Genomic DNA, 22645 nt, shown 5'->3' with positions numbered 1-22645 from the left:
GTTAGGCAGTTGGCCAAATGGTTGCAAGGGCTGGAGTCACTCATTGGCGGGGGCGGACCTGGCGGGAAGAAGCGCATAAAGACGCTGCACATTCTGCTCGTTATAGGCTTGATTGGCGCGGCTTTGATGGTGATGAACTCCTTTCTCTCCTTTAATAAGGTCGAGCCTTCGGCACATGATCCGAACCCGGCACCAACCGAGGAAGCGGCATGGAGCGCCGGCGCCAAGGAGGGCAGCACATTCGATTTGATCGAGCAGCCGCTGGAGCAAAGGCTGAAGGAAATTCTGGAGAAAATCGTCGGTGTCGGCACCGTCGACGTTCTCGTAACGGTTGATTCCACCGAGGAAATCGTCGTGAAGGAGAATGACAAGGAGTCGCAATCGGTTACAGATGAGAACGACAAAAATGGCGGCCGCCGTCATATCACCTCCATAACGAAGGAAGGACAGGTCGTCATAACCGAGGTGTCGGGCGATCAGAAGCCCATCGTAACGAAGACGATAAACCCGCGTATCCGCGGCGTGCTCGTCGTTGCCAAAGGCGCGGAGAATGCGACCGTAAGACGCTTAATTATAGACGCGGTGGAAAAAGGCGTGAACGTGCCGGCAAATCGGATATCGGTTGCGCCAAGCAAGCAGTAGCCAGCAGCTTTTAGCAGTGCAAAAATTAATTTGAATTGGGGAGGGTGTTCTCATGAACACGAAAAGACAAACGATTTGGCTCGTATCGATGCTTAGCCTGATGGTGGTATTATCTGCTTACTATCTGTTTACACAAGACGGCAAATCGCCGGATTTGGTAACGGACGGCTCGCAAACGCAGCAAAAAGGCGGGGACGCAACAGAGGTGGCAAAAGGGGATAACAGCATTATCATCAATGAAGTGGAGCACAAAGACAGCGGCGCGAAAACGGATAAGGAAGTTATCGAACAGTTGGAGAACGGAGGCGGAGCGGCAACGAGCGTATTTGCTGAGGTACAGGAGAAACGCCAGCAGCAATTCAATCAGGAAGAGGATAAACTGTATACGACAATTTCCAATACCCAAACGAATCCGGAGGAATCGTCTGAAGCGATGAAAGCCCTCAACTTGCTGGAAGAAAAGCGGGAGAAGCTGAACACGATCGAATCCGAGCTGATGAAGCAATTCCACACGGCGATCGTGGACGATCAGAATGAACGCTATAAAGTAGTTGTTGAGAGCGAGAAGCTGGATAGGGCGCAGGCGGTTGGCATCATCGATCTGGTCATGAAAACGATGGACGTGAAGGCCGACCAAGTGACAGTACAGTTCGTGCCTTAAGCTGCGGCCGACAGCTGACAGCTGATAGAGACCGGAAGCGGATGCTTCCGGTCTTTTGGTTGTTAGGGATGCATGGTGGGGGAGAGGCGGTCTGTTGATTATTAAATGTGAAGGCGGGTAGGTCGCCCTCTTGAATAAAGTTTTACGCTGCAATTATTACGTTGGAAAAATCCAACGTAAAAGCGGAAAAGCAGCAAATAAAGCGTCCCACGTTGGAAATATCCAACGTAGAAGCGGAAAAGCAGCAAATAAAGCACCCTACGTTGGAAATATCCAACGTAGAGGTGGAAAAGCGGCAAATAAAGCACCCTACGTTGGAAAAATCCAACGTAGGGGTGGGTAAGCAGCAAAGAATGCACCTTACGTTGGAAATATCCAAAGTAGAGGCGGGAAAGCAGCAAATAAAGCACCCTACGTTGGAAATATCCAACGTAGAAGCGAGAAAGCAGCAAGTAAAACGTCCTACGTTGGAAAAATCCAACGTAGAAGTGGAAAAGCAGCAAAAAAGAATACGCCCTACGTTGGAAAATTCCAACGTAAAGGCGCTAAACTAGCTGAGAATAAGTCCTGCAGCAGCAGGCCCGATATATGCTTTTACATTTAACAGTGCATGTTATTGAATGGGAAAAAAGATATTGGTGTATTGAAATAATTCTAACTGCAGATTATCATTTTGATAGGTCAGCTGTAGGTTTGTTTACCTTATCGGAGTAGAGGGAGCGAAAAGCAGGAAAGTATGTTTAATTATGAGATAAGGTTATTAGTAATACGATTGTATGCTACGTACTGCTGAGGGAGTAATAACATAATGCGCTCTTTCTTTAACCCTTTATTTTACAAGAGAATAGGGCCAAAATAGCGTGAAAACGGGGCGTATAAAAAATTGGTTCGTGTTCGCTAAGGTTTATGATATAATGTTAAACGTTATGTAAAAGAAAATGGGTAAAATGGGCTTATGAGCCGCAATGGCCGCCCGACTAAATGCCCGAATTTACGGAGCAATTTGCCCGGGCATCGGCAAGCTTGTCCATAAGGAGCTATTTGCTGTCGCAGTACTGCAAGAAAGCGGAAGCTGACAGAGTAATTTTGCTATCGCAAATTTACGAGCTAGTACTTATGGAGTAGTCTTGCTGCTGCAAAGATTAAGCGAATGTTAACAGAGCAAATCTTGTTACCGCAAAATCAAGCGAATGCTAACGGAGCAAATCTTGCTGCCGCAAAATCAAGCGAATGCTAACGGAGCAACTTTGCTACGCAAACTCAAGCAAAAGCTAACGGAGCGATTTTGCTACCGCAAAATTTAAGGAGTGAAAATAATTCATGTTCAAATTGAGCGAGATTAAAGAATTGATCAAACTGGTTGATCAAACTTCCGTTCATGAGCTGGAGATTGAAAATGAAGGGGCACGCCTGCTCATCCGCAAACCCGGCAAAACAGAAGTGGTGAATGTACAAGCAGCCCCAATCACCCATACATATTCGCCTGCGCCGGTTCCAACTGCTGCGCCGCAAGCTTCTGCAGCACCTGCTGCTCAGCCAGCTGCGCAAGAAGCGCCAGCCGCAAGCCCAAGCAAGGAGAATCTCCATTCCATTACTTCGCCGATGGTGGGTACGTTCTACAGCTCGCCATCACCTGACGCTTCCGAATTCGTAAAAGTAGGCGATCGCGTCAACGAGAAGAGCGTCGTGTGCATTCTTGAAGCAATGAAGCTTATGAACGAGCTGGAAGCAGAAGTTCGCGGAGAAATCGTTGAGATTCTCGTTACGAACGGTCAACTGGTTGAATACGGACAGCCGCTTTTCCTCGTTAAGCCGGAATAGCATTTTTCTCCCTGATTGGAGAATCTGTCGCCTGAAAGGAGTAACCACGTGAAATTTCAAAAAGTATTAATCGCCAACCGCGGCGAGATTGCAGTTCGCATTATTCGTGCCTGCAGAGAGCTTGGAATCTCGACGGTAGCCGTTTATTCCGAAGCTGACCGTGATTCGCTTCATGTTCGTCTGGCGGATGAGGCTTACTGCATTGGGCCTACTGCTTCTAAGGACAGCTATTTGAATTTGACTAACCTGATGAGCGTTGCGACGATCACAGAATGTGATGCGGTTCATCCGGGTTACGGCTTCCTTGCCGAAAATGCGGATTTCGCTGAAATCTGCGAATCCTGCAATATTACGTTTATTGGCCCTTCGCCTGAAGCCATCAGTAAGATGGGCGACAAGGCTGTTGCCAAAAAGACAATGCAAGCAGCGAACGTTCCGGTCATTCCAGGCTCTGACGGCCTGGTTGAAGACATGGACGAAGCGATTACAGTTGCACGCAGCATCGGTTATCCCGTCATCATTAAAGCTACAGCAGGCGGCGGAGGCAAAGGCATCCGTATAGCCGATGACGAATCGGCACTTGTCCAGCAAATTACGACGGCTCAGCAGGAAGCGCAAAAGAATTTCGGTAATGGCGGCGTCTATCTGGAGAAGTACTTGACTGGCATGAAGCATGTCGAAATTCAAATTATGGCTGACAAGCATGGCAACGCGGTTCATCTGTTTGAACGCGACTGCTCTGTACAGCGCCGCCGTCAGAAGCTCGTAGAGGAAGCGCCGTGTCCGGTATTGAAGCCGGAGCAGCGCGAACAGATGGGCCAAGCGGCTGTCCGCGCCGCGCTTGCGGTTAACTATTCAGGAGCGGGCACGCTGGAGTTTTTGCTGGGACCGGACGGTAATTTCTATTTCATGGAAATGAACACCCGGATTCAGGTCGAGCATCCTGTTACGGAAATGATTACAAACGTTGATCTTATCAAAGAGATGATCTCCGTTGCGGAAGGCAATCCGCTGTCCTTTAAACAAGAGGATCTGCAGATCAACGGCTGGGCGATTGAATGCCGGATCAATGCTGAGGATTCCGAGCGTAACTTTATGCCTTCGGCTGGTCACATTCCGTTCTATCTTCCGCCAGGCGGAACTGGGGTACGGGTTGACAGCGCGGTATATCCGGGCTACACGATCTCGCCGCATTATGATTCCATGATTGCTAAGCTGATCGTATGGGGCAGAACGCGGGAAGAAGCGATTGCGCGGATGAAAAGAGCGCTATCCGAATTCGCAGTGGAAGGCATCAAGACGACGATTCCTTTCCATCAGAAGCTGCTGAATCACCCGAAATTCGTTGAAGGCGACTTCGACATTAAGTTTTTGGAAGACCATGAAATCTAAGCCGGACAACTGTTTGTCATAATTCGCGTCGAATGTTATAGTATAGAAATAAGATGCGGTAGAAGCTTTGATAGGCTGAGAGCGCAACTTTAGGGAGGTGTACAACCATCATGAATACGATTGCTGCAGATTATGAGAAGACGGACATTGGCACGATTCAAATCGCACCGGAAGTTATCGAAGTCATTGCTGGACTAGCTGCCGTTGAAGTCAAGGGTGTAGCAGGTATGAGCGGCGGGCTGGCAGGCGGTATCGCTGAGCTGCTCGGGCGTAAAAACTTGTCCAAAGGTGTGAAGGTAGAAGTCGGACAGCGTGAAGCTGCGGTTGATGTTTCGATTATCGTGGAGTACGGCAACCGAATCCCGGAAATCGCCTCGGAAATTCAACGCAATGTGAAGCACTCAATTGAGATGATGACAGGTCTTCATGTCATTGAAGTGAACGTACATATTCACGACGTCCATTTCAAGGCAGCGGAGAAGCCGGAAGAAGAAGAAAGCCAACTGCGCGTGAAATAGTATAGCAGGTACAGAATTGATTATAACCCCCTCGTGATGGGCATGCCGCATTCGCGCAAGGGGGTTTTCATTCGCTCAGACGAAAGGAGGCGTTTCGTTGATTAGAATCGTGGACAAGCTGCTTTTATTTTTTTACAGCATCATTGTTGGCGCATTATCCGTTTTTATCGCATGCATCGGATTCAAATGGATATCGATCGACGATTTGAATGGTATTTTTGATAATGTGTATCGAATTTCTTCCATCCAAATTACAGTCATCGTCATCGGATTGCTGCTGCTGCTTATGAGCCTCCGTTTCTTTTTTGTATCCTTGTATCGCGGATCTGCTGCTGCGCCGTCCATCGACCAGCGCACCGATTTTGGCGACATTCGCATTTCGATCGACACGATTGAGAATCTGGCTCTGAAGGCGGCTTCCAAGCATCGCGGTGTGAAAGATTTGAAGGCGCGTATCCGGGCAACGGATGCCGGCTTGGATATCGTACTGCGGGCGGTAGTTGACGGAGAAAGCTCGATTCCGGCGTTGACCGAAGAGATTCAGCGTGCTGTGAAAGAGCATGTCGAAGATATTGCGGGCATACCGGTAACCAATGTTGCCGTCTTTGTCGCTAATGTCATCCAGTCCGGAACGATTAAGAGCCGAGTGGAATAGAGGTGAATTTGCCGATGTGGAGAGAGTTCTGGGCAACCTATGGGAAACGTACGGTCGGCGCAGCGGCTGGACTTTTTTTCGGATTCGTGTATTTGTTTGCCGGCTTCTGGGACATGCTGTTTTTCATACTGCTCGTCTCGATCGGATATTGGATTGGCAAACGCAAGGATTTGCGGGAAGAACCTGTTTTCCAGTGGCAGCGGATTTGGAATTGGTTGATGGAAAGATACAGACCGTTTAGATGATCCTGTGGTCTCCTCCGTACTCCGGAAGCCGGAATGCCGCCAGTTTTCGGGCAGGGAGGAGATCATAGTTTTTTTTTGGTGCTAGAGAAGAATTAATTCAGCTAGGCACAGCTCAAAATGCCATGGAGGTTGTATGAAACGAAGATTAGCAAGAGAAATAGCAGTATCCAGTCTATATCAAATGGAAATGAATGAAGTAACGGCGGCTGAAGCAATTGATATGCTGATGGAAGAAGCGCGCTCTGAGAACGAGATTGGCGCTGAATTTGTTGAGAATGAAAATACGGACAGCTACGTACGTGAACTCGTAAACGGGGTAGCAGAGCGTAAAGCGGCTATCGACGATATGCTGCAGCAGCATTTGACCGGCTGGCAGGTAGATCGTCTGTCCCGCGTTGACCGGCAAGTGCTGCGCCTTGCATGCTACGAGATGGTTTTCCGCGACGATATCCCTCACAAAGCTTCCATTAACGAGGCGATTGAGCTCGCGAAGCATTTCGGAACGGATGAATCGGGGAAATTCGTAAACGGTGTGCTAGGCAAGCTAATGCAAAGTCTGGAAGAAGCGAATAAGGATACGGAAACGAATCATTGATCGCCGTTCATTGACGGATCGGCAGAAGGGGAGAGAAGTATGAGCGCACAAATTATCGAGGGTAAAAAAATATCGGATTTGATTAGAGAAGAAATCAAACGGGACGCGGAAGCGTTGAAAGAGCAAGGTGTCGTACCCGGCTTGGCGGTTGTGCTTGTCGGCGAGGACCCGGCTTCCAAAGTTTATGTAGGCTCGAAAGAAAAGGCATGCCAGCAGCTTGGCTTTTACTCTGAGGTACACCGCCTGGCGGAAAACACTTCGGAATCCGAACTGCTTGCCTTGATCGACAAGCTGAACAATCAAGCTTCGATTAACGGTATTTTGGTGCAGCTTCCGCTGCCTAAGCATATCAATGAAAAAGCGGTTATTGATGCAATTGACGTCAATAAAGACGTTGACGGCTTCCATCCGGAAAGTGTCGGCAACCTCGTTATCGGCGATGACAGCCTGCTTCCATGTACACCTGCTGGCGTTATTGAACTGATTAAGCGCAGCAGCGGCGATATTTCCGGCAAGCATGCTGTCGTAATCGGACGCAGCAACATTGTCGGCAAGCCTGTTGCAATGCTGCTGCTGAGAGAAAATGCGACGGTAACGATCTGTCATTCCCGTACGGCAAACATGGAAGAGATTGCGAAGCAGGCTGATATTCTAGTCGTTGCCATCGGCAAAGCGAAAGCGATCGGAAGCAAGTATGTGAAACCGGGTGCAGTCGTTATCGATGTCGGCATTAACCGTCTGCCTGACGGCAAGCTTGCCGGAGATGTCGATTATGAAGATTGCCTGGAGACGGCAGGATATATTACACCTGTACCGGGCGGAGTAGGTCCGATGACGATAACAATGCTGATGTCCAACACGATTACAGCGGCGAAAAGAGCTAATAAAATCGGGGAGTGACGCTCAAATGGCGAATCAGCCTCGCATTTACACGATAAAAGAAATTAATCGATATATCGGGATGAAGCTGGAGTCGGATTCGCTGCTCGGAGACGTATGGCTGCGGGGTGAAATTTCAAATTTCACCCACCATTCCAGCGGCCATATGTATTTTACGCTTAAGGATAAAGACAGCAGGCTGAAATGCATCATGTTCGCATCACATAACCAGCGTCTCCCTTTCATTCCTCGCGAAGGCACAAAGGTGATGGCTAGAGGCAATGTGGCGGTGTATGAACGGGACGGAAACTACCAGTTCTATGTCACGGCGATGCAGCCGGACGGAATCGGAAGCCTGTACCTTGCTTATGAGCAGCTGAAGAAAAAGCTGGAAACGGAAGGCTTGTTTGCCGAATCGCGCAAACGGCCCATTCCGCGTTTCCCGAAAGCAATCGGCGTCATCACATCGCCTACAGGGGCGGCGGTTCGAGATATTGTGATTACGCTTCAGCGGCGTCATCCATCGGTGCCTGTCTACATAATGCCTGTGCTTGTACAAGGCAATCAAGCTGCACCGTCAATTGTGAAAGCGATTGAATCGGTGAACCGTTTTGGCGAAGTCGACGTATTAATTGTAGGTAGAGGCGGCGGTTCACTGGAGGAGCTGTGGGCTTTCAACGAGGAATCAGTTGCGAGGAGCATAGCGGCTTCGGCGATTCCGGTTATTAGTGCAGTTGGACATGAGACCGATTTCACCATTTCGGACTTTGTGGCTGACTTGCGTGCTGCAACTCCAACGGCAGCTGCCGAGCTGGCTGTGCCGCATGCGGCGGAACTGCGTCAGCATATTGAGCGCCAGCAGCAGCGTCTGGAGCATGCGCTTCGTAAAATGCTGCAGGGAAGAAAAGAAAGACTGCTTCGTGCACGCAGGTCGCCATTTTTCGTTCATCCGCGTAAATACTTGCTGGAGCAAGCGCAAAGGCTGGACCGGCTGCAGGAAATTTTGCAGCAGCGAACGCTGCGTACAGCTGAGAAAGGCCGGTTCAGGCTAGAGCAATTAAGCCGGTCTTTGCAAGCGAACCATCCAGGCGAGCAAGTGGCGTTTGCAGCCAATAGGCTGCAGGCAGCTGTCAAAAGACTGGAACAGGCGATGAGCGCGGCGGTGAAAGTGAAAAAACTGCAGCTTCATGGCAATATCCGTCAGCTTGATGCGTTAAGTCCGCTGAAGGTGATGTCCAGAGGCTACAGTCTTGTATATAACGAACAGGAATCACGACTGATCAAATCGATCGGGCAAGTCCAGCCGGGTGATCTGATTAAAGTTAAAGTAGCGGATGGTCAACTGGACTGCCATGTCTGGTCGATGAAAGGAGAGGGAAACGATGGAAGCAGCGAATGAGCTAAGCTTTGAAGAAGCGATGGAGCAGTTGGAGCAAATCGTGGAACAGCTGGAGAGCGGCGATGTACCTCTGGAGAAGGCGATCGATCTGTTCCAGCAAGGCATGAAGCTGTCACAGCTTTGCGGCGGAAAGCTTGAGCAAGTGGAGAAAAAGATCGAGCTTCTGATCGAAAGCGAGCAGGGCTTTCAGAAAAAACCGTTTGCTCCGGTAAACGAGGATAAAGGGGAATCATTTTGAGCGACGTTACGGAAATCAAATCCTACTTAAATCATTGCGCGTCGCTCGTCGAGCAAACGCTGGCAACGGCGCTTCCTGCGGAATGGGATGTTCCTGGTCTGCTTCGCGAGTCGATGATGTATTCGCTTGAAGCGGGTGGCAAACGTATCCGTCCCGCACTTGTGCTGGCAGCAGCTGAAGCGATACAAGGAAATGCAGCAGCAGCGGAAAACGCTCTGTCGATTGCAGGCTCTATCGAATGCATCCATACGTACTCCCTTATCCATGATGATCTGCCTGCCATGGATAACGACGATTACCGCCGAGGCAAGCTGACGAATCATAAAGTGTTCGGTGAAGCGATGGCGATTTTAGCTGGAGATGCGCTTCTGACCCACGCCTTTCATTTGATTCCGCAAGCAGCTCGCAAAGGGAAGCTGGATCCTCAGGTAGCGCTTGATATCGTTGAGGATCTGGCGAAGTTTTCCGGGGCGAGCGGTATGGTCGGAGGCCAAGTTGCCGATATATTGGGAGAACAGGGGATAACCTCAATTGAAGATCTCGAGTATATTCATTTGCATAAAACGAGCGATTTGGTCGTATTCTCCGTTAAGGCAGGCGCGAGGGTTGGCGGGGCTACGGAGAGCCAGCTGCAGCTGCTCGAGCAATATGGCCGCAATATCGGCCTTGCTTTTCAAATCCAGGACGACATTCTTGATTTGATCGGCGACGAGGCGAAGCTGGGCAAAAAAACGAACAGCGACGTCGCACAGCAGAAAGTGACTTATCCGTATTTGATCGGCATCGAGGAAAGCAAGGCGCAAGTGAAGCGTCTTACCCGCGAAGCGAAAGCGGCTGTACTGGACGCAGAGCTCGCAATGCCGCAGCGGCTGCTTGAAATCGCCGATTATTTGGTACAACGGGATTTTTAAAGGACAGATTCCCGAAGCGTCGATTGGGAAAAGAATAAGCAATATGTTATAATTGTTGCATTATTCGACGTCTTTGGACAATGGAATGCATGATGCATTTCAGAAAGCGAGGAAGTAACGTGCTGCTTGACCACATTAACGGACCTCAGGATTTGAAAGGTCTCACTATCCAGGAGCTCCAGCAGCTGGCTGAGGAAATTCGCCAGTTTCTGATTGAAAAGCTTTCTGTTACGGGCGGTCATCTCGCTCCTAACCTGGGTGTAGTGGAGCTTACGCTTGTGCTCCATTATTTGTTTGACAGCCCGAAGGATAAGTTTATTTTCGATGTGGGCCACCAATCCTATGTTCATAAAATTTTGACCGGCCGCATGGACCGGTTCGATACACTGCGCAAATATAAAGGGTTAAGCGGTTTCGTCAAACGCTCGGAGAGCGAGCATGACGTATGGGAAGCCGGCCATAGCAGCACCTCTTTGTCTGCTGCGATGGGAATGGCGCTTGCCAGAGATCTGAAGGGCGAGAGCAACCGGGTCGTGGCTGTAATTGGCGATGGCGCTCTTACTGGCGGGATGGCGCTGGAGGCGCTTAACCATATCGGCGACGAGAAGAAAAACTTGATCGTCGTGCTTAATGACAATGAGATGTCGATCGCGCCAAACGTTGGCGCCTTGCATCATTATTTGAGCAAAATCCGTACCGACCGGCATTACCAGAAGGCTAAGGATGAGTTGCAGCATTTTCTGAATAAAATCCCGGCAATTGGCGGTAAGCTGGCCAAAACTGCAGAGCGCTTCAAGGACAGCTTGAAGTATTTGCTCGTCAGCGGCATTTTATTCGAGCAATTCGGCCTCACCTATCTGGGTCCGGTTGACGGGCATGATATGGAGCAATTGCTTGAATTGATGAAGCAAGCGGATTCCATTGAAGGACCGGTGCTCGTTCACGTCATTACGGTTAAAGGAAAAGGGTATTCCCCGGCGGAAGAGGATTCCTTCAAATGGCATGGAGCTACCTCCTACAAAATCGAATCCGGACAAATGCTTAAGGCAGTTGGTCCGCCGATGTACACGGAAGTATTCGGCAGCACGCTGATCGAGCTTGCGGAGAAAGATGAACGCATCGTTGCGATAACGCCGGCAATGCCAGGCGGCTCAGGCTTGCTGAAGTTTGCCGACCGTTTTCCGGAGCGGATGATTGATGTGGGCATTGCCGAGCAGCATGCCGCTACGCTGTCGGCAGCACTTGCAATGGAGGGATTAAAGCCGGTATATGCGGTATATTCGACCTTCTTGCAGCGCGCTTACGATCAAGTTGTTCATGATATTTGCCGGCAGAACGCCAATGTTGTATTCGCGATTGACCGGGCGGGATTTGTCGGGCCGGACGGCGAAACGCATCACGGCGTTTACGATATCGCTTTCCTGCGCCATGTCCCGAATCTTATCATTATGATGCCTAAGGATGAGAACGAGCTGCGCAGAATGATGAAAACGGCAGTTGATTATAATGAAGGTCCGGTCGCAATTCGTTATCCGCGTATTAACGGTCTCGGCGTACAAATGGATGAAGAGCTGCTGCCTTTGCCGATCGGCAAATGGGAGACGGTAAGAGAAGGCGATTCGGCGGTTATTTTGGCCATTGGGCCGATGCTGCAAATCGCTCATGATACGGCGGAGCTTTTGAAACGGGAAGGTTTGAACGTTAGAATTATCAATGCCCGTTTTATTAAGCCGCTGGATGAGCAGATGCTGCTTGAGCTTGAAGAAGAAGGCAAGCCGATTGTCGTACTGGAGGAAGGCTCGGAGCTTGGCGGCTTCGGCAGCTCCGTACTTGAGTTTTATTCGCTTCGGGGGCTGTATGGCGTGCCGGTTCGCATTATCGGCATTCCGGATGAGTTCATCGAGCATGGCTCCATTAAAGAGCAGCAGGCAGAGGTCGGATTAACGACTGACCGTGTTGCTGCTGAATTGAAAAATATGCTGCCAAGCCGCAAAAAGCGTGCTTCAAGCCAGCATTAGTAAGCTAGAGGAGAACAATGACGACAACACCGAAAGAAAGAATAGATGTTCTTCTCGTGGAACGTGGCTTTTATCCAAGCCGGGAGAAGGCAAAAGCCGCGCTTATGGCGGGACTGGTGCTGGTTGATGACGAGCCCGTCGATAAGAGCGGAACGAAAGTGGCACGCACGTCGGAAATCCGGGTGAAGGGCGCTGTCCACCCTTATGTCAGCCGCGGGGGATTAAAGCTGGAGAAAGCGATCAAATCGTTCGGAATCGAGCTGAAGGACCGCGTTATGCTGGACATCGGGGCATCAACAGGAGGCTTTACCGATTGTGCGCTGCAAAACGGAGCTTCATTCGTCTATGCGATTGATGTAGGGTATAATCAGCTGGATTGGGCGCTGCGGCAAGATGAGCGTGTAAAGGTGATGGAACGGACTAATTTCCGCTACATGACACCGGCCGATCTGGATGGACCGCCGCCAACCTTTGCATCGATAGACGTATCATTTATTTCCTTAAAGTTAATTTTACCCGCGCTGGGAACGCTGCTGTCGGAAGGTTCGGGCGTCGTTGCGCTCATCAAACCGCAGTTTGAAGCAGGCAGGGAGCAAGTCGGCAAGTCGGGCGTCGTTCGCGAGCCTAAAGTTCATGCTCAGGTGCTTCGGGGCGTATTGGCCGCAGCATCGGAAATCGGCTTTGAGCTGAAGAATTTGACCTTTTCCCCGATAACGGGCGGAGAAGGAAACATTGAATTTCTTGCGCATTGGAGCTGGGCGAATCGGCCGCTTGCAACGCTGCCTGACGAGAATCTGATCATGGCTGTCGTAGAAAGCGCAAGCGAGACGTTTACCGTTAAGAAAAAATAAACTGTAGAGTCTTGTCGCTTAGATGGCACAGACTCTTTTTTTTTTCGCATTTTGGACTTTACAGAACGGGTGTTCGTTTGATAAACTAGGGTTACCAAACACGCGTTCGCTTTATGCGTGGAATTCGGAAAACAGGATTTTCCCCTATCCGCATCGAACATTTTAGGATGGTTTCAAATGTGATGGGGGGATGCATATGGACAAATTCGGAGAATGGTTCGTTATGCTTGTCGCTGGCTTGCTGCTTGTGATTTGGCTGTACCGATCATTTTACCGATGGCTGCATACGCCTTTGGCCGTTAATCGCTTAACGCTTGGCAAAGGCGGAGAATTGGATGCTAATGATGAGAATATTACTTTTTTGGAGCAGGCGGGATATGAGGTCATATCCGGAAAGCACCGGGTGCCAATCGGCATCGAGCTGGACGGACAACCGCTGGGCAGCCGATTGTATATCGATTATATTGCCGAACTTGACGGCACAATGTATATAGTAAAGATAGCGCGCGAACGCATGCCCATGGATTGGACGGGAAGCGGCGTGAGGGACAGGCTGCTGGTCTATTCGCTGCTATTGCCGGAATGCGCCGGTGTCCTATTTGTGGATGTGAAGGAGAAAGCGATACGAACGATCCACTTTCAGGTGGGGGAATAGAAAAATAACGGAGGAATGTTATGAAGGGCATCCGACAATATCGAATTAAAGAATTGATATCCAATCAAATTATTGAGACGCAAGAGGAACTCGTTGAGGCGCTTCGGGAAACCGGCTTGCAAGTGACGCAGGCAACGGTATCACGGGATATGAAGGAGCTTATGCTGATCAAGACTCCGGCGGGAGACGGCAAGTACCGGTATGCTTTGCCGCAGGATCAGCAGCGTCACAATCCGATTAACAAGCTGAAGCGGGCATTGCTTGACCATTTTGTCCATATCGACTTTACTGACAATCTGGTCGTTATGAAGTGTTTGCCTGGCACAGCGAATGCGATCGGCGCCCTTATCGACAATATGGAGTGGGGCGAGGTAATGGGAACGATCTGCGGAGACGACACCATTCTTATTATTTGCCGGAACAAAGAAACGAGCAATGAGCTTGTGGATAAACTTTTGGATCTGTTGAATTAACATAATTAGCACAAGATGCTTAGGAGGTATTTGAACCATGCTGCGTGAGATGTCCATTCGGAATTTAGCGGTTATTGAAGAAGTAAACGTTTCGTTTCATCATGGATTTCATGTGTTGACGGGTGAGACTGGAGCGGGAAAATCGATTATTATCGATGCGCTTAGCTTAATCGTCGGGGGGCGCGGCTCCGCAGATATGGTCAGATACGGCTGCGACAAAGCAGAGATGGAAGCAATGTTTGATTTGAATCGCAATCATCCGGTATGGCGTGTGCTGGAGCGTCTAGGCGTTCATGCTTCGCCTGATGAAATGCTCGTCGTCCGCCGGGAGCTGTCGTCGCATGGGAAGAGCAGCAGCCGGGTAAACGGTCAGCTCGTTACCATGACGATGCTGCGCGAGATTGGCGAATGTCTTGTTAACATTCACGGCCAGCATGAGCATCAGTCACTGCTGCGTACAGAGCAGCATATGGAATGGCTCGACATGTTTGCAGGAGATTTGCTAATTGAGCGCAAACAATCTTATCGTCAAGTGTACCAGCAGCTGATGAAAGTGAAAGCGGATCTTCGCGAGCTGGAGGAAACGACGCGGCATAATGTGCAGATGCTTGATTTGTACCGGTTTCAGATCGAGGAAATTACGAATGCCAAATTAAAGCCAGGCGAAGATGAGCGCTTAACGGAAGAGAAGCGCAAGCTTCAATACGCGGGTAAGCGGATGGACAGCGTCTCGGAGGCTTATAATTTGCTGCACGGGGGCAAAGGACTGGATGCGCTTAGCAAAGCAATAACGAAGCTTACAGACATTCAAGCCTATGACCCGAGCCGTATTGCACCGCTTCTGGAGCAGCTGCAGTCGGCCTTTTATCAAGCGGAGGATGCAGCATTCCAATTGCGTGATTACCGCGACGGGATTGATTCCGATCCGGAGCAGCTTGCTATTATTGATGACCGTCTGGATCTCATCCACAGCTTGAAGCGCAAGTATGGGGAATCCATCCCCGATATTCTTGCCTACCTGGAGAAGACATCCCTGGAGCGCGACAAGATCGAAAACCGAGACGAATATATAGACAAGCTGCGTCAGGAACAGCAAGTTTTGTACGAACGCGCATTGGAGCTCGCAACAGAACTTTCTCAGCTTCGGGCACATGCTTCCAAGCGGCTTTCCGAATCGATTGAAAGCGAGCTCAAGCAGCTGCAAATGAACAATACGATATTCTGCGTACATATGGAAAGAATCGGCGGGAATAATACGCATAGCATATCGGAGTACGTTCAGTTGAACAGCAACGGCATGGATGAAGCCGTGTTCATGCTCTCCACTAACCCTGGAGAACCGTTGAAGCCGCTTAGCAAGATTGCTTCGGGCGGGGAAATGTCGCGTATTATGCTGGCATTGAAATCAATATTTGCTGAAATCGATCAAATTCCTGTTCTTATATTTGATGAAGTGGATACTGGTGTCAGCGGCCGTGCAGCACAGGCAATTGCTGAGAAAATGTCGCATCTTTCTGCCCGCTGCCAAATTTTTTCGATTACTCATTTGCCGCAAGTCGCCTGCATGGCGGATCATCATTATGAAATAAGCAAAAGTGTCGTGGGACAAAGAACTTGCACTTCAGTAGCGATGCTTAATTTAAATACACGGATTGAAGAACTCGCCCGTATGCTGGGCGGTGTGGAAGTAACGGAAAAAACCCGGCATCACGCACAAGAAATGCTTGATTTGGCGAGCCGGCAGAAAGGAGCCTAATGGAAGGCATTCAGGGAATGTTTTTGCGGTCATAAAACAAACGGTGCAGGGTAACTTAAAGGTACGCCAATGGCGACAATGCCTTTCTCGTCATGCGATGGAATAACAGGGAGCGTGAAATCATTGAACTCCAGCTCAAGGAAGAGATGGTTTGGCCTGGTTCTCGTCTTCTTCGTCTGCATGGTCGGGCTCTCCGCACCGTTTCAGCATTTTGCCGCATTTCCGAATGAACTCCGTTTATTCTCCGGCCAATTGAAACGACTACAATATGGAGTACCCGTACATGCCGAAGTAACGGTGGACCCACATATGCTTCAAGTTAACGGATCAACCAATCAATCACTGTCCGTGAACCTGAATGAACCGTTGTCGCTTCAGCCGCATCATAGCGGCACAACAAGCATGAAAGTGAAATTATTTGGTAAAATCCCATTCAAGACCGTCAAAGTAAATGTAATGCCCGATTTAAGGGTTATTCCAGGCGGTCAGACGATCGGTGTGAAAGTGAAATCAGCTGGCATTTTAGTTGTAGGTCATCATCAAGTTTCATCTGATAATGGCGCGAAGAAATCGCCGGGGGAAGAAGCAGGATTGCGATTAGGCGATCTGATTGTGAAGATTGACGGCAAACCGATTAATGAAGTACGTAAGATTGCTGATTTGGTGGAACAAGCGGGTAATGCGCATCGGCCCCTAGCAATTACTTACAAGCGAAATGGCACATATGCCGAGACGCAGCTGAATCCGGTTATGGATGCTCAAGAGCATAACTGGAGGCTTGGCCTCTATATCCGCGACTCAGCAGCAGGTGTAGGTACATTGACTTTTTACGCTCCTGAACAAGGCGTGTACGGTGCATTAGGTCATGTCATTACCGATATGGACACTCAGACGCCGATTGAGGTTGGTGAAGGGCAAATTTTGCAATCCAGTGTTTCCTCCATCAACAAAAGCCAAAATGGCGATCCAGGTGAGAAACGGGCCAACTTCGTTAAAGACAGCAAGGTGTTAGGCAACATTGAACGAAATACGCCATTTGGCATCTTTGGTAAAATGCACGAGAATCCGAATCACAGCTACAGTGACAAATCGATTCCAGTCAGTTTTGCTGAAGAGGTAAAAGAGGGACCAGCTCAAATATTAACCGTTGTGAACGGGCAACGAGTGGAACGGTTCGATATTGAAATATCGCATGTAACGAAGCAACCTGCTCCTGCCACTAAAGGCATGGTCATTAAAATTACGGATAAACGTCTGCTCGATAAAACGGGCGGCATTGTCCAAGGCATGTCGGGCAGTCCAATTATTCAGAACGGAAAATTGGTCGGCGCAGTTACTCATGTATTCGTAAATGATCCATCTTCCGGCTACGGATGCTTTATTGAATGGATGCTGCAAGATGCAGGAGTATTGATGAAATCAAATGAATCCAAAACCGAAAATAAACCTTCTGCGACCGGTACGGCCGCATGACATAGATGACCGCTGATGGCTTAATTTACAGCTATCAGCGGTTTTCTTTTTGTGAGGGACAAAACGACATTTTCACGCTGATGATGTCGAAATTGTACGAACGAAATCAATAAATGTAATAAATTATTTATTATAACGAAAAACGGTAAAAAAATAAAGAGAAATAATTTTCGACAGAAGGAATTTGATTTAGCATGTCGAAACCTTAAAGCAAGACAACTAGGGGAAGGTAATCGTGATTTTAATCTAACCATTTAAGGGAGGACCAGACCTTGCACAAGATCGAAGTATTGTTGGCAGATGACAACCGTGAGTTCACTAACCTGTTATCGGAGTACATATCAGAACAAAATGATATGAGCGTATGCGGAGTCGCGTACAACGGAGAAGAAGTTTTGGCTCACCTTGAAGAGACGGGCAAGATTCCGGATGTGCTTATTCTCGATATTATCATGCCTCATTTGGATGGACTCGGTGTACTGGAACGTTTGAAGGAAATGAATTTGTCGCCAATGCCTAAAATTATTATGTTAACGGCATTTGGCCAAGAAAATATTACGCAAAAAGCGGTGCAGCTTGGCGCTTCGTATTATATTTTGAAGCCATTTGATATGGAAATCTTGGCTAACCGGATCCGCCAGCTCGTCGGCAATTCGACTTTCTCGACGGCTTCCTACGGCTCCAGCTCGACAACGATCAAATCGAATGTCGTACCGCTCGCGAAAGGTAAAAATCTTGACGCGAACATTACGAGCATCATTCATGAAATCGGAGTTCCTGCACATATTAAAGGATATCAATATTTACGAGAAGCTATTACGATGGTGTACAACAACATCGAAATTCTTGGCGCTATCACCAAGACACTGTATCCGGCTATTGCTGAAAAGTTCAAAACGACGCCTTCCCGCGTTGAACGCGCAATCCGCCATGCAATCGAGGTTGCCTGGACACGGGGCAACATCGACAGCATTAGCCATCTGTTTGGCTATACGATCAATATCAGCAAGTCGAAACCAACCAACAGTGAATTTATCGCGATGGTTGCCGACAAGCTGCGGATTGAGCATAAGGTTTCTTGAAAGGGTAAGGAGCAATTGACGTAGCTTTGAACAGCAAATACCGTCTCATTATTGGTTTGTTAGAATCCAATAATGAGACGGTATTTTTTTATTAGAGATGTAGAGTCGACGGCCCAAGTGCAGATTACCAAAATCATGTATAATAGGTGGATGATCTTGTAATCTGGGAGTGAATCCATGTATTTTCAGTATATGCTGCTCGCTGTTATTATGATTTTCATTATCGGGCGCTTGATCGGGACAAATATTAGCTTTAAGAAACAAGTGTTGGCCTCGCTTTTCAGCGTTATCGTAACCTCTACCGTATACTGGTATTTGTATTTACGTGGCCGCGAAGATACCGATACCTTTGGAATTGAAGGCTGGTTATGGCTGCTGAGCATGGCTGTCTTCTCATTGATTTCCTATCTATTGTTTGAAATATTTGACCCCATACCGTTTGGCGAGCGGGGTGAGCGTCTATCAGATACAAGAAATCCAATTCGCAGAGTAAACGCATGGTTTCGGCGGCAGCGCCGTTATATGCAAGTGCTGTTGATCGCGATCAGGCATGGTGTAGGCAAAAACCTGGCAGTCAAACGGACGCCAGCCTCTGATTTAAAGCTGGCTGTTTCCTTTCGCAAGACGTTAGAGAGCTGCGGCGGTTTTTTTATCAAATTTGGACAGGTGCTGTCGACCCGATCAGATCTGCTGCCCCATGCCATCATTGAAGAGCTGTCACATTTGCAGGAAAACGTCGCCCGCTTGACGCAAGACCAAGTAAAGGAAATATTGGCTAAAGAGCTTAATAGACAGCAAGACGAAATTTTTGAGCATTTTGAAATGGAGCCTATTGCTGCTGCTTCTATTGGACAAGTCCACCGGGCTACGCTGCGAGAAGGAGGACAGCAAGCGGTCGTTAAGCTGCTTCGCCCTGATTTATCTTCAAAGCTTCAGCTTGATTTGGATATTTTGGTACGCTTCGCAGCTTGGACCTCTAAGAAATCGTCCTGGGCCAGAAATATAGGTTTTCTTGATTTAGCGAAAGGCTTCTCTGCAGCGATGAAGGAAGAGACTGATTTCCGTATTGAGGCTAGAAATTTCGCACAAGTATCCGCTTCGCTAGAAAATAACGGTTCAAAGGTGAAAATACCTCACGTATATCGGGAGCTTAGCAATGCAAAGGTTCTCGTTATTGAATATTTGGAAGGGGCAAGCGTTAAGAGCGGTGCAGCTATTTTGGATAAACGCGGCATTGACCGGCTGGAGGTCGGGCGCCGGATTTTCGATTGTATGCTGGAACAAATTTTTATCAAAGGCATTTTCCATGCCGATCCTCATCCGGGCAACGTTTATATTTTGCATGACGGAACGCCTGCACTGCTGGATTTTGGTTCAGTCGGAAGGCTAGGAACGCTTCAATTGGAGGGGCTCAAGCGATTGCTCCTCGGATTCGAACAACGTAATCCTTATATCATTATGGATGCGTTGATGCAGCTGGTCGAACCGAGGACAGAGCTGGACGAAACAGGAATGGAGCAAACGCTCAGCCAATTGCTGGTTCAGACGGCTTACAATACGGCTGGAAGCACGGATGCGTTCATTCAAGGATTGTTCCGCATGATCAGGGAATATGGTCTAACGTTCTATCCTAATGTGGCGGGTGCGTTCCGCTCGTTAATTACATTGGAGGGCACGATGCTGCAACTGAACCCTTCGTTTAATCTGATGGAGGAATCGCGCCGTTTTGCGCAAGAGCATCCAACGGAGTTTATTGCTGTCGGTGAGGTCTCGGATTTGAAAAAGACGGCGACGAATGAACTGTTGGAGCTGCTGACTGTGATCAGGCGGCTGCCAAGAAGGCTCGATCATATTGGCTCGATGCTGGAGAAAGGCGACATGTCCGTAAAGGTCGGCTTTTTCTCCGACAAGGCGAATACATCATTCGTGACCAAATGGATTTCGCAGGCTTTGCTGGCGTTCGTCGGCACAGCAATTGGCGGCATCTCCATCGGGTTGTTAAGCTTAAGCGGCCTTTCTTTCGGAAGCGACATCCAAATCGTGACGATGTTCGGTTATGCCGGAATATTAATCAGCGCGATTTTGCTCATCCGGGTTGCGATCTATGCCGTACGCAATCTGAAGCAAATTAAGGAGTAGGAGCAGACAGTATGCTAGCGCTGGAACGAATCAAAATGTAAATGTGCATGTTGTCAGCTGCTTTAAGGACGATATATTGCTTTAAAATGCAAATGTGCATTTTGATAGGCCGAAAAATCGACATTTGAGCTGAAATGAGTATTTTCAAATGTATTTTTGCATGTTGATCGTTATTTCGGGCCATTATGGGCTCATCAAAATGCACTTTTGCATTTTGTGCTTCGCGCAGCTCAGACTAGTAAGCATATGGAGACCGGGACACACTGTCCCGGTTTTTTTCGTTTCCTTGTTTCAAATTGGCCTTATCGGTTTAATACCACTCAAGAGGTTATGGACCTTATGATCAATGATCAAGTTGACGAAAAAGGAGAGATATCACATGCCAAAGGAAAACACAGGCAACGGAATTTTACTCGGTACACTGATCGGAACTGCGGTAGGCGCGGCGGCAGGACTGCTGCTAGCCCCTAAATCGGGTGCTGAGCTGCGGGAGGATATTTCGAACAAGGTTCAGACGCTCAGCAGCAAAACGCAGGAGCTGGCTTCAACCGTCGGCAGTAAGACGAAGGAGCTTGTCGCGGATGTGAAGGAAGAGGTTACCGGGCTCGCCGATCATGCGAAGGAATCGAATCAGAACATTAAAGATTCGCTAGCTTCGAGCACAGATGAAATTAAGGAACAGCTCAAATCATCAGCCAACTAACTTTATAAAAATAGCAAGCAAACCGGAGGAGACAAAACCTCCGGTTTTTTATGTGCCGACTACAAATTGAAAAAGTATTAAATGCCGATAAGGGCAGCCTTGTTGTATATGCACAAAAAAGGGGCTAATTACGATATGAAAAAAGGCTAGACTCGTCTTACGGGAACGAGTGCCAGCCTATTCAAGAGAAACGGAGGGGACTTGCCAGTATTGTTTTTGCTCAAACAACGCAAGCCCTTGCCCTAGGAAGGATAAGAGCTATCAGGAGGACGGCTCTCCAGGTAAGGATGGCTTCTCATTTCAGCCATCCTCACTCCCCGTTCGGTCCTGGAGCAGCCGCTTTAGCTTCTCCAGTGCCCGCTTCTGGAAGCGGGACACGCTCATTTGCGAGACGCCCAGCTGATCGGCGATATCACGCTGAGATTGCCCATGCTGATAGGAGAGGATGAGAACCGTCCGTTCTTCATCCTTCAAATGAGCGAGAGCTTGCTCCAGATCAAGCCGCTTTTCAACGAGGCCATAGTCGTCCTGCTGATCGCCGATGACGTCACCGATCGTTGCACTATCGGCTTCACTGGAAAGCGGCGTATCCAGCGAGACGTAATGATAAGATTCACGCGAGGACAAAATCTCGATCGTCTCCTCCTCAGAGAGCTCCAGACGGCGAGCAATCTCATCAATTCGAGGCGAACGTTCAAGCTCGGTCGTCAGCTGGTCGATAGCCTTCTGAATGAGAAGACCCTTTTCTTTAATTCGCCTTGGCACCTGGATGTACCAGGATTTATCGCGCAAATAGTTTTTAAGATGACCGATGATGCTTTTCATCGCATAGCCTTCGAACGGAATTTCTTTGGAACGGTCGAATTGCTTAAATAGACGAAGCATCGACAGCTGGCCGACCTGATAGAGATCCTCATACAGATCGGGCCGGTTCCGTGACATTTTGGCCGCTGCTATTTTCACAATAGACTCATAATGGGCTAACAGCGCAGTGGCTGCATCATTGCAATTAAACTCTCTATATTGATTCATCATTTCCAGCGTTTGCTGCTGATTCAGGCAGGATGCATCTGAATTCATGCCATCTCCTCTTTCCTTGCGAGCCGCTTAGTGAGAATCACCTCGGTGCCTAATTCGGTTCGAACTTCTACTTGATCCATTAATGCATGCATCAAGTAGATGCCGAGACCTCCGGCATTCGCTTCGCTTAATGACCTGTTGTGCAGAGAGGCCGCTTTATTCACTGCTGGATTGTATGAAAAGCTTTCTCCCGAATCTTTTATCCGAATATGAATGCTATCAGCTATATGCTCGAATACAATTTCAATCACGCCGGTTTGTCCGTCCTCATAGGCATGAAGGACAGCATTGTTGCAGGCTTCGGTTACTGCTACTTTCATATCTTCGATGTCTTCATAGGAGAAGCCTGCTTTGTTTGCAAAGCCAAAAAGCGCCAATCTGACCATATCGACATATTCGGCCTGAGCCGGAATCGTCAAACTTATCCACGGTTTTATCATTTGTTTTCTACCCTCTCTA

The 22645-nt window shown here is 48.6% G+C and carries 24 protein-coding genes; 22 read left to right on the top strand and 2 right to left on the bottom strand.

Annotated elements, in window-relative coordinates:
• Positions 1–9: 9 nt before the first annotated feature.
• From spoIIIAG to ACFVVF_RS06870, 22 genes are all read left to right on the top strand, one after another.
• Positions 10–642: a stage III sporulation protein AG gene (spoIIIAG, locus tag ACFVVF_RS06975; RefSeq protein ID WP_387806651.1), complete on the top strand. Its 633-nt coding sequence runs from the start codon at positions 10–12 to the stop codon at positions 640–642.
• A 52-nt stretch (positions 643–694) separates the two neighbouring features.
• Complete coding sequence (locus ACFVVF_RS06970; protein ID WP_387806649.1) at positions 695–1303, top strand: SpoIIIAH-like family protein; 609 nt, start codon at positions 695–697, stop codon at positions 1301–1303.
• A gap of 212 nt (positions 1304–1515) precedes the next feature.
• Complete coding sequence (locus tag ACFVVF_RS06965; RefSeq protein ID WP_387806647.1) at positions 1516–1857, top strand: hypothetical protein; 342 nt, start codon at positions 1516–1518, stop codon at positions 1855–1857.
• 766 nt (positions 1858–2623) lie between these two features.
• Complete coding sequence (accB, locus tag ACFVVF_RS06960; RefSeq protein ID WP_387806646.1) at positions 2624–3124, top strand: acetyl-CoA carboxylase biotin carboxyl carrier protein; 501 nt, start codon at positions 2624–2626, stop codon at positions 3122–3124.
• A 48-nt stretch (positions 3125–3172) separates the two neighbouring features.
• Entirely contained in the window at positions 3173–4516 is a 1344-nt protein-coding gene (accC, locus tag ACFVVF_RS06955; RefSeq protein ID WP_387806644.1) for an acetyl-CoA carboxylase biotin carboxylase subunit, read from the top strand.
• 110 nt (positions 4517–4626) lie between these two features.
• Positions 4627–5034 carry an Asp23/Gls24 family envelope stress response protein gene (locus ACFVVF_RS06950; RefSeq protein ID WP_387806642.1) on the top strand — a complete coding sequence of 136 codons (408 nt, stop codon included), beginning with the start codon at positions 4627–4629 and terminating at the stop codon, positions 5032–5034.
• A gap of 97 nt (positions 5035–5131) precedes the next feature.
• Positions 5132–5689: an alkaline shock response membrane anchor protein AmaP gene (gene amaP / locus ACFVVF_RS06945; protein WP_387806641.1), complete on the top strand. Its 558-nt coding sequence runs from the start codon at positions 5132–5134 to the stop codon at positions 5687–5689.
• A 14-nt stretch (positions 5690–5703) separates the two neighbouring features.
• Positions 5704–5934 (top strand): DUF2273 domain-containing protein, encoded by a 231-nt coding sequence (locus ACFVVF_RS06940; RefSeq protein WP_387806639.1) that lies wholly within the window; start codon positions 5704–5706, stop codon positions 5932–5934.
• Positions 5935–6067: 133 nt separating this feature from the next.
• On the top strand, positions 6068–6529 hold the full coding sequence (gene nusB, locus ACFVVF_RS06935) for a transcription antitermination factor NusB (protein ID WP_387806637.1): 462 nt from the start codon (positions 6068–6070) through the stop codon (positions 6527–6529).
• Positions 6530–6568: 39 nt separating this feature from the next.
• Positions 6569–7429, top strand: a complete 861-nt coding sequence (folD, locus tag ACFVVF_RS06930; RefSeq protein WP_387806635.1) for a bifunctional methylenetetrahydrofolate dehydrogenase/methenyltetrahydrofolate cyclohydrolase FolD — start codon at positions 6569–6571, stop codon at positions 7427–7429.
• 7 nt (positions 7430–7436) lie between these two features.
• Complete coding sequence (xseA, locus tag ACFVVF_RS06925; protein WP_387806633.1) at positions 7437–8807, top strand: exodeoxyribonuclease VII large subunit; 1371 nt, start codon at positions 7437–7439, stop codon at positions 8805–8807.
• On the top strand, positions 8791–9045 hold the full coding sequence (gene xseB, locus ACFVVF_RS06920; protein WP_387806632.1) for an exodeoxyribonuclease VII small subunit: 255 nt from the start codon (positions 8791–8793) through the stop codon (positions 9043–9045). Before xseA ends, xseB begins: the two co-directional genes overlap by 17 nt.
• Complete coding sequence (locus tag ACFVVF_RS06915) at positions 9042–9956, top strand: polyprenyl synthetase family protein (RefSeq protein ID WP_387806631.1); 915 nt, start codon at positions 9042–9044, stop codon at positions 9954–9956. Before xseB ends, ACFVVF_RS06915 begins: the two co-directional genes overlap by 4 nt.
• A 119-nt stretch (positions 9957–10075) precedes the next feature.
• Positions 10076–11974: a 1-deoxy-D-xylulose-5-phosphate synthase gene (gene dxs / locus ACFVVF_RS06910; protein ID WP_387806629.1), complete on the top strand. Its 1899-nt coding sequence runs from the start codon at positions 10076–10078 to the stop codon at positions 11972–11974.
• Between the two features lie 17 nt (positions 11975–11991).
• Positions 11992–12825, top strand: coding sequence for a TlyA family RNA methyltransferase (locus tag ACFVVF_RS06905; protein WP_387806627.1), 834 nt, complete (start codon positions 11992–11994; stop codon positions 12823–12825).
• Positions 12826–13021: 196 nt separating this feature from the next.
• Complete coding sequence (locus ACFVVF_RS06900; protein WP_387806625.1) at positions 13022–13480, top strand: hypothetical protein; 459 nt, start codon at positions 13022–13024, stop codon at positions 13478–13480.
• Between the two features lie 20 nt (positions 13481–13500).
• Positions 13501–13953, top strand: coding sequence for a transcriptional regulator AhrC/ArgR (gene ahrC, locus ACFVVF_RS06895; RefSeq protein ID WP_387806623.1), 453 nt, complete (start codon positions 13501–13503; stop codon positions 13951–13953).
• 37 nt (positions 13954–13990) lie between these two features.
• Positions 13991–15709 carry a DNA repair protein RecN gene (gene recN, locus ACFVVF_RS06890; protein WP_387806621.1) on the top strand — a complete coding sequence of 573 codons (1719 nt, stop codon included), beginning with the start codon at positions 13991–13993 and terminating at the stop codon, positions 15707–15709.
• 123 nt (positions 15710–15832) lie between these two features.
• Positions 15833–17182: a SpoIVB peptidase gene (gene spoIVB / locus ACFVVF_RS06885; protein WP_387808880.1), complete on the top strand. Its 1350-nt coding sequence runs from the start codon at positions 15833–15835 to the stop codon at positions 17180–17182.
• Positions 17183–17454: 272 nt separating this feature from the next.
• Positions 17455–18264, top strand: coding sequence for a sporulation transcription factor Spo0A (gene spo0A, locus ACFVVF_RS06880; protein WP_387806619.1), 810 nt, complete (start codon positions 17455–17457; stop codon positions 18262–18264).
• 177 nt (positions 18265–18441) lie between these two features.
• The gene (locus ACFVVF_RS06875; RefSeq protein WP_387806618.1) at positions 18442–20403 is read left to right on the top strand and encodes an ABC1 kinase family protein; all 1962 of its coding nucleotides are present in this window, start codon (positions 18442–18444) and stop codon (positions 20401–20403) included.
• Between the two features lie 379 nt (positions 20404–20782).
• On the top strand, positions 20783–21106 hold the full coding sequence (locus tag ACFVVF_RS06870) for a YtxH domain-containing protein (protein WP_042162691.1): 324 nt from the start codon (positions 20783–20785) through the stop codon (positions 21104–21106).
• Positions 21107–21406: 300 nt separating this feature from the next.
• On the opposite strand, the gene ACFVVF_RS06865 is transcribed toward ACFVVF_RS06870, so the two are convergent.
• Both ACFVVF_RS06865 and rsbW read right to left on the bottom strand, forming a co-directional pair.
• Positions 21407–22186, bottom strand: coding sequence for a sigma-70 family RNA polymerase sigma factor (locus ACFVVF_RS06865; protein ID WP_387806616.1), 780 nt, complete (start codon positions 22184–22186; stop codon positions 21407–21409).
• Entirely contained in the window at positions 22183–22626 is a 444-nt protein-coding gene (gene rsbW, locus ACFVVF_RS06860; protein ID WP_387806615.1) for an anti-sigma B factor RsbW, read from the bottom strand. Before rsbW ends, ACFVVF_RS06865 begins: the two co-directional genes overlap by 4 nt.
• Positions 22627–22645 lie beyond the last annotated feature (19 nt).

Source organism: Paenibacillus sp. NPDC058174 (assembly GCF_042883865.1).
GTDB lineage: Bacteria > Bacillota > Bacilli > Paenibacillales > Paenibacillaceae > Pristimantibacillus.
Note: the sequence above shows the minus strand (reverse complement) of the source record. Positions and strands in the feature narration are given on the sequence as shown.

Coding starts and splice junctions, on each gene's coding strand:
- ACFVVF_RS06875 (WP_387806618.1), top strand. CDS start 18,442: ATGTATTTTCAGTATATGCTGCTCGCTGTTATTATGATTTTCATTATC.
- ACFVVF_RS06865 (WP_387806616.1), bottom strand. CDS start 22,186: ATGAATTCAGATGCATCCTGCCTGAATCAGCAGCAAACGCTGGAAATG.
- ACFVVF_RS06940 (WP_387806639.1), top strand. CDS start 5,704: ATGTGGAGAGAGTTCTGGGCAACCTATGGGAAACGTACGGTCGGCGCA.
- xseB (WP_387806632.1), top strand. CDS start 8,791: ATGGAAGCAGCGAATGAGCTAAGCTTTGAAGAAGCGATGGAGCAGTTG.
- accB (WP_387806646.1), top strand. CDS start 2,624: ATGTTCAAATTGAGCGAGATTAAAGAATTGATCAAACTGGTTGATCAA.
- ACFVVF_RS06870 (WP_042162691.1), top strand. CDS start 20,783: ATGCCAAAGGAAAACACAGGCAACGGAATTTTACTCGGTACACTGATC.
- rsbW (WP_387806615.1), bottom strand. CDS start 22,626: ATGATAAAACCGTGGATAAGTTTGACGATTCCGGCTCAGGCCGAATAT.
- ACFVVF_RS06900 (WP_387806625.1), top strand. CDS start 13,022: ATGGACAAATTCGGAGAATGGTTCGTTATGCTTGTCGCTGGCTTGCTG.
- ACFVVF_RS06905 (WP_387806627.1), top strand. CDS start 11,992: ATGACGACAACACCGAAAGAAAGAATAGATGTTCTTCTCGTGGAACGT.
- recN (WP_387806621.1), top strand. CDS start 13,991: ATGCTGCGTGAGATGTCCATTCGGAATTTAGCGGTTATTGAAGAAGTA.
- folD (WP_387806635.1), top strand. CDS start 6,569: ATGAGCGCACAAATTATCGAGGGTAAAAAAATATCGGATTTGATTAGA.
- xseA (WP_387806633.1), top strand. CDS start 7,437: ATGGCGAATCAGCCTCGCATTTACACGATAAAAGAAATTAATCGATAT.
- nusB (WP_387806637.1), top strand. CDS start 6,068: ATGAAACGAAGATTAGCAAGAGAAATAGCAGTATCCAGTCTATATCAA.
- ACFVVF_RS06970 (WP_387806649.1), top strand. CDS start 695: ATGAACACGAAAAGACAAACGATTTGGCTCGTATCGATGCTTAGCCTG.
- ACFVVF_RS06950 (WP_387806642.1), top strand. CDS start 4,627: ATGAATACGATTGCTGCAGATTATGAGAAGACGGACATTGGCACGATT.
- ahrC (WP_387806623.1), top strand. CDS start 13,501: ATGAAGGGCATCCGACAATATCGAATTAAAGAATTGATATCCAATCAA.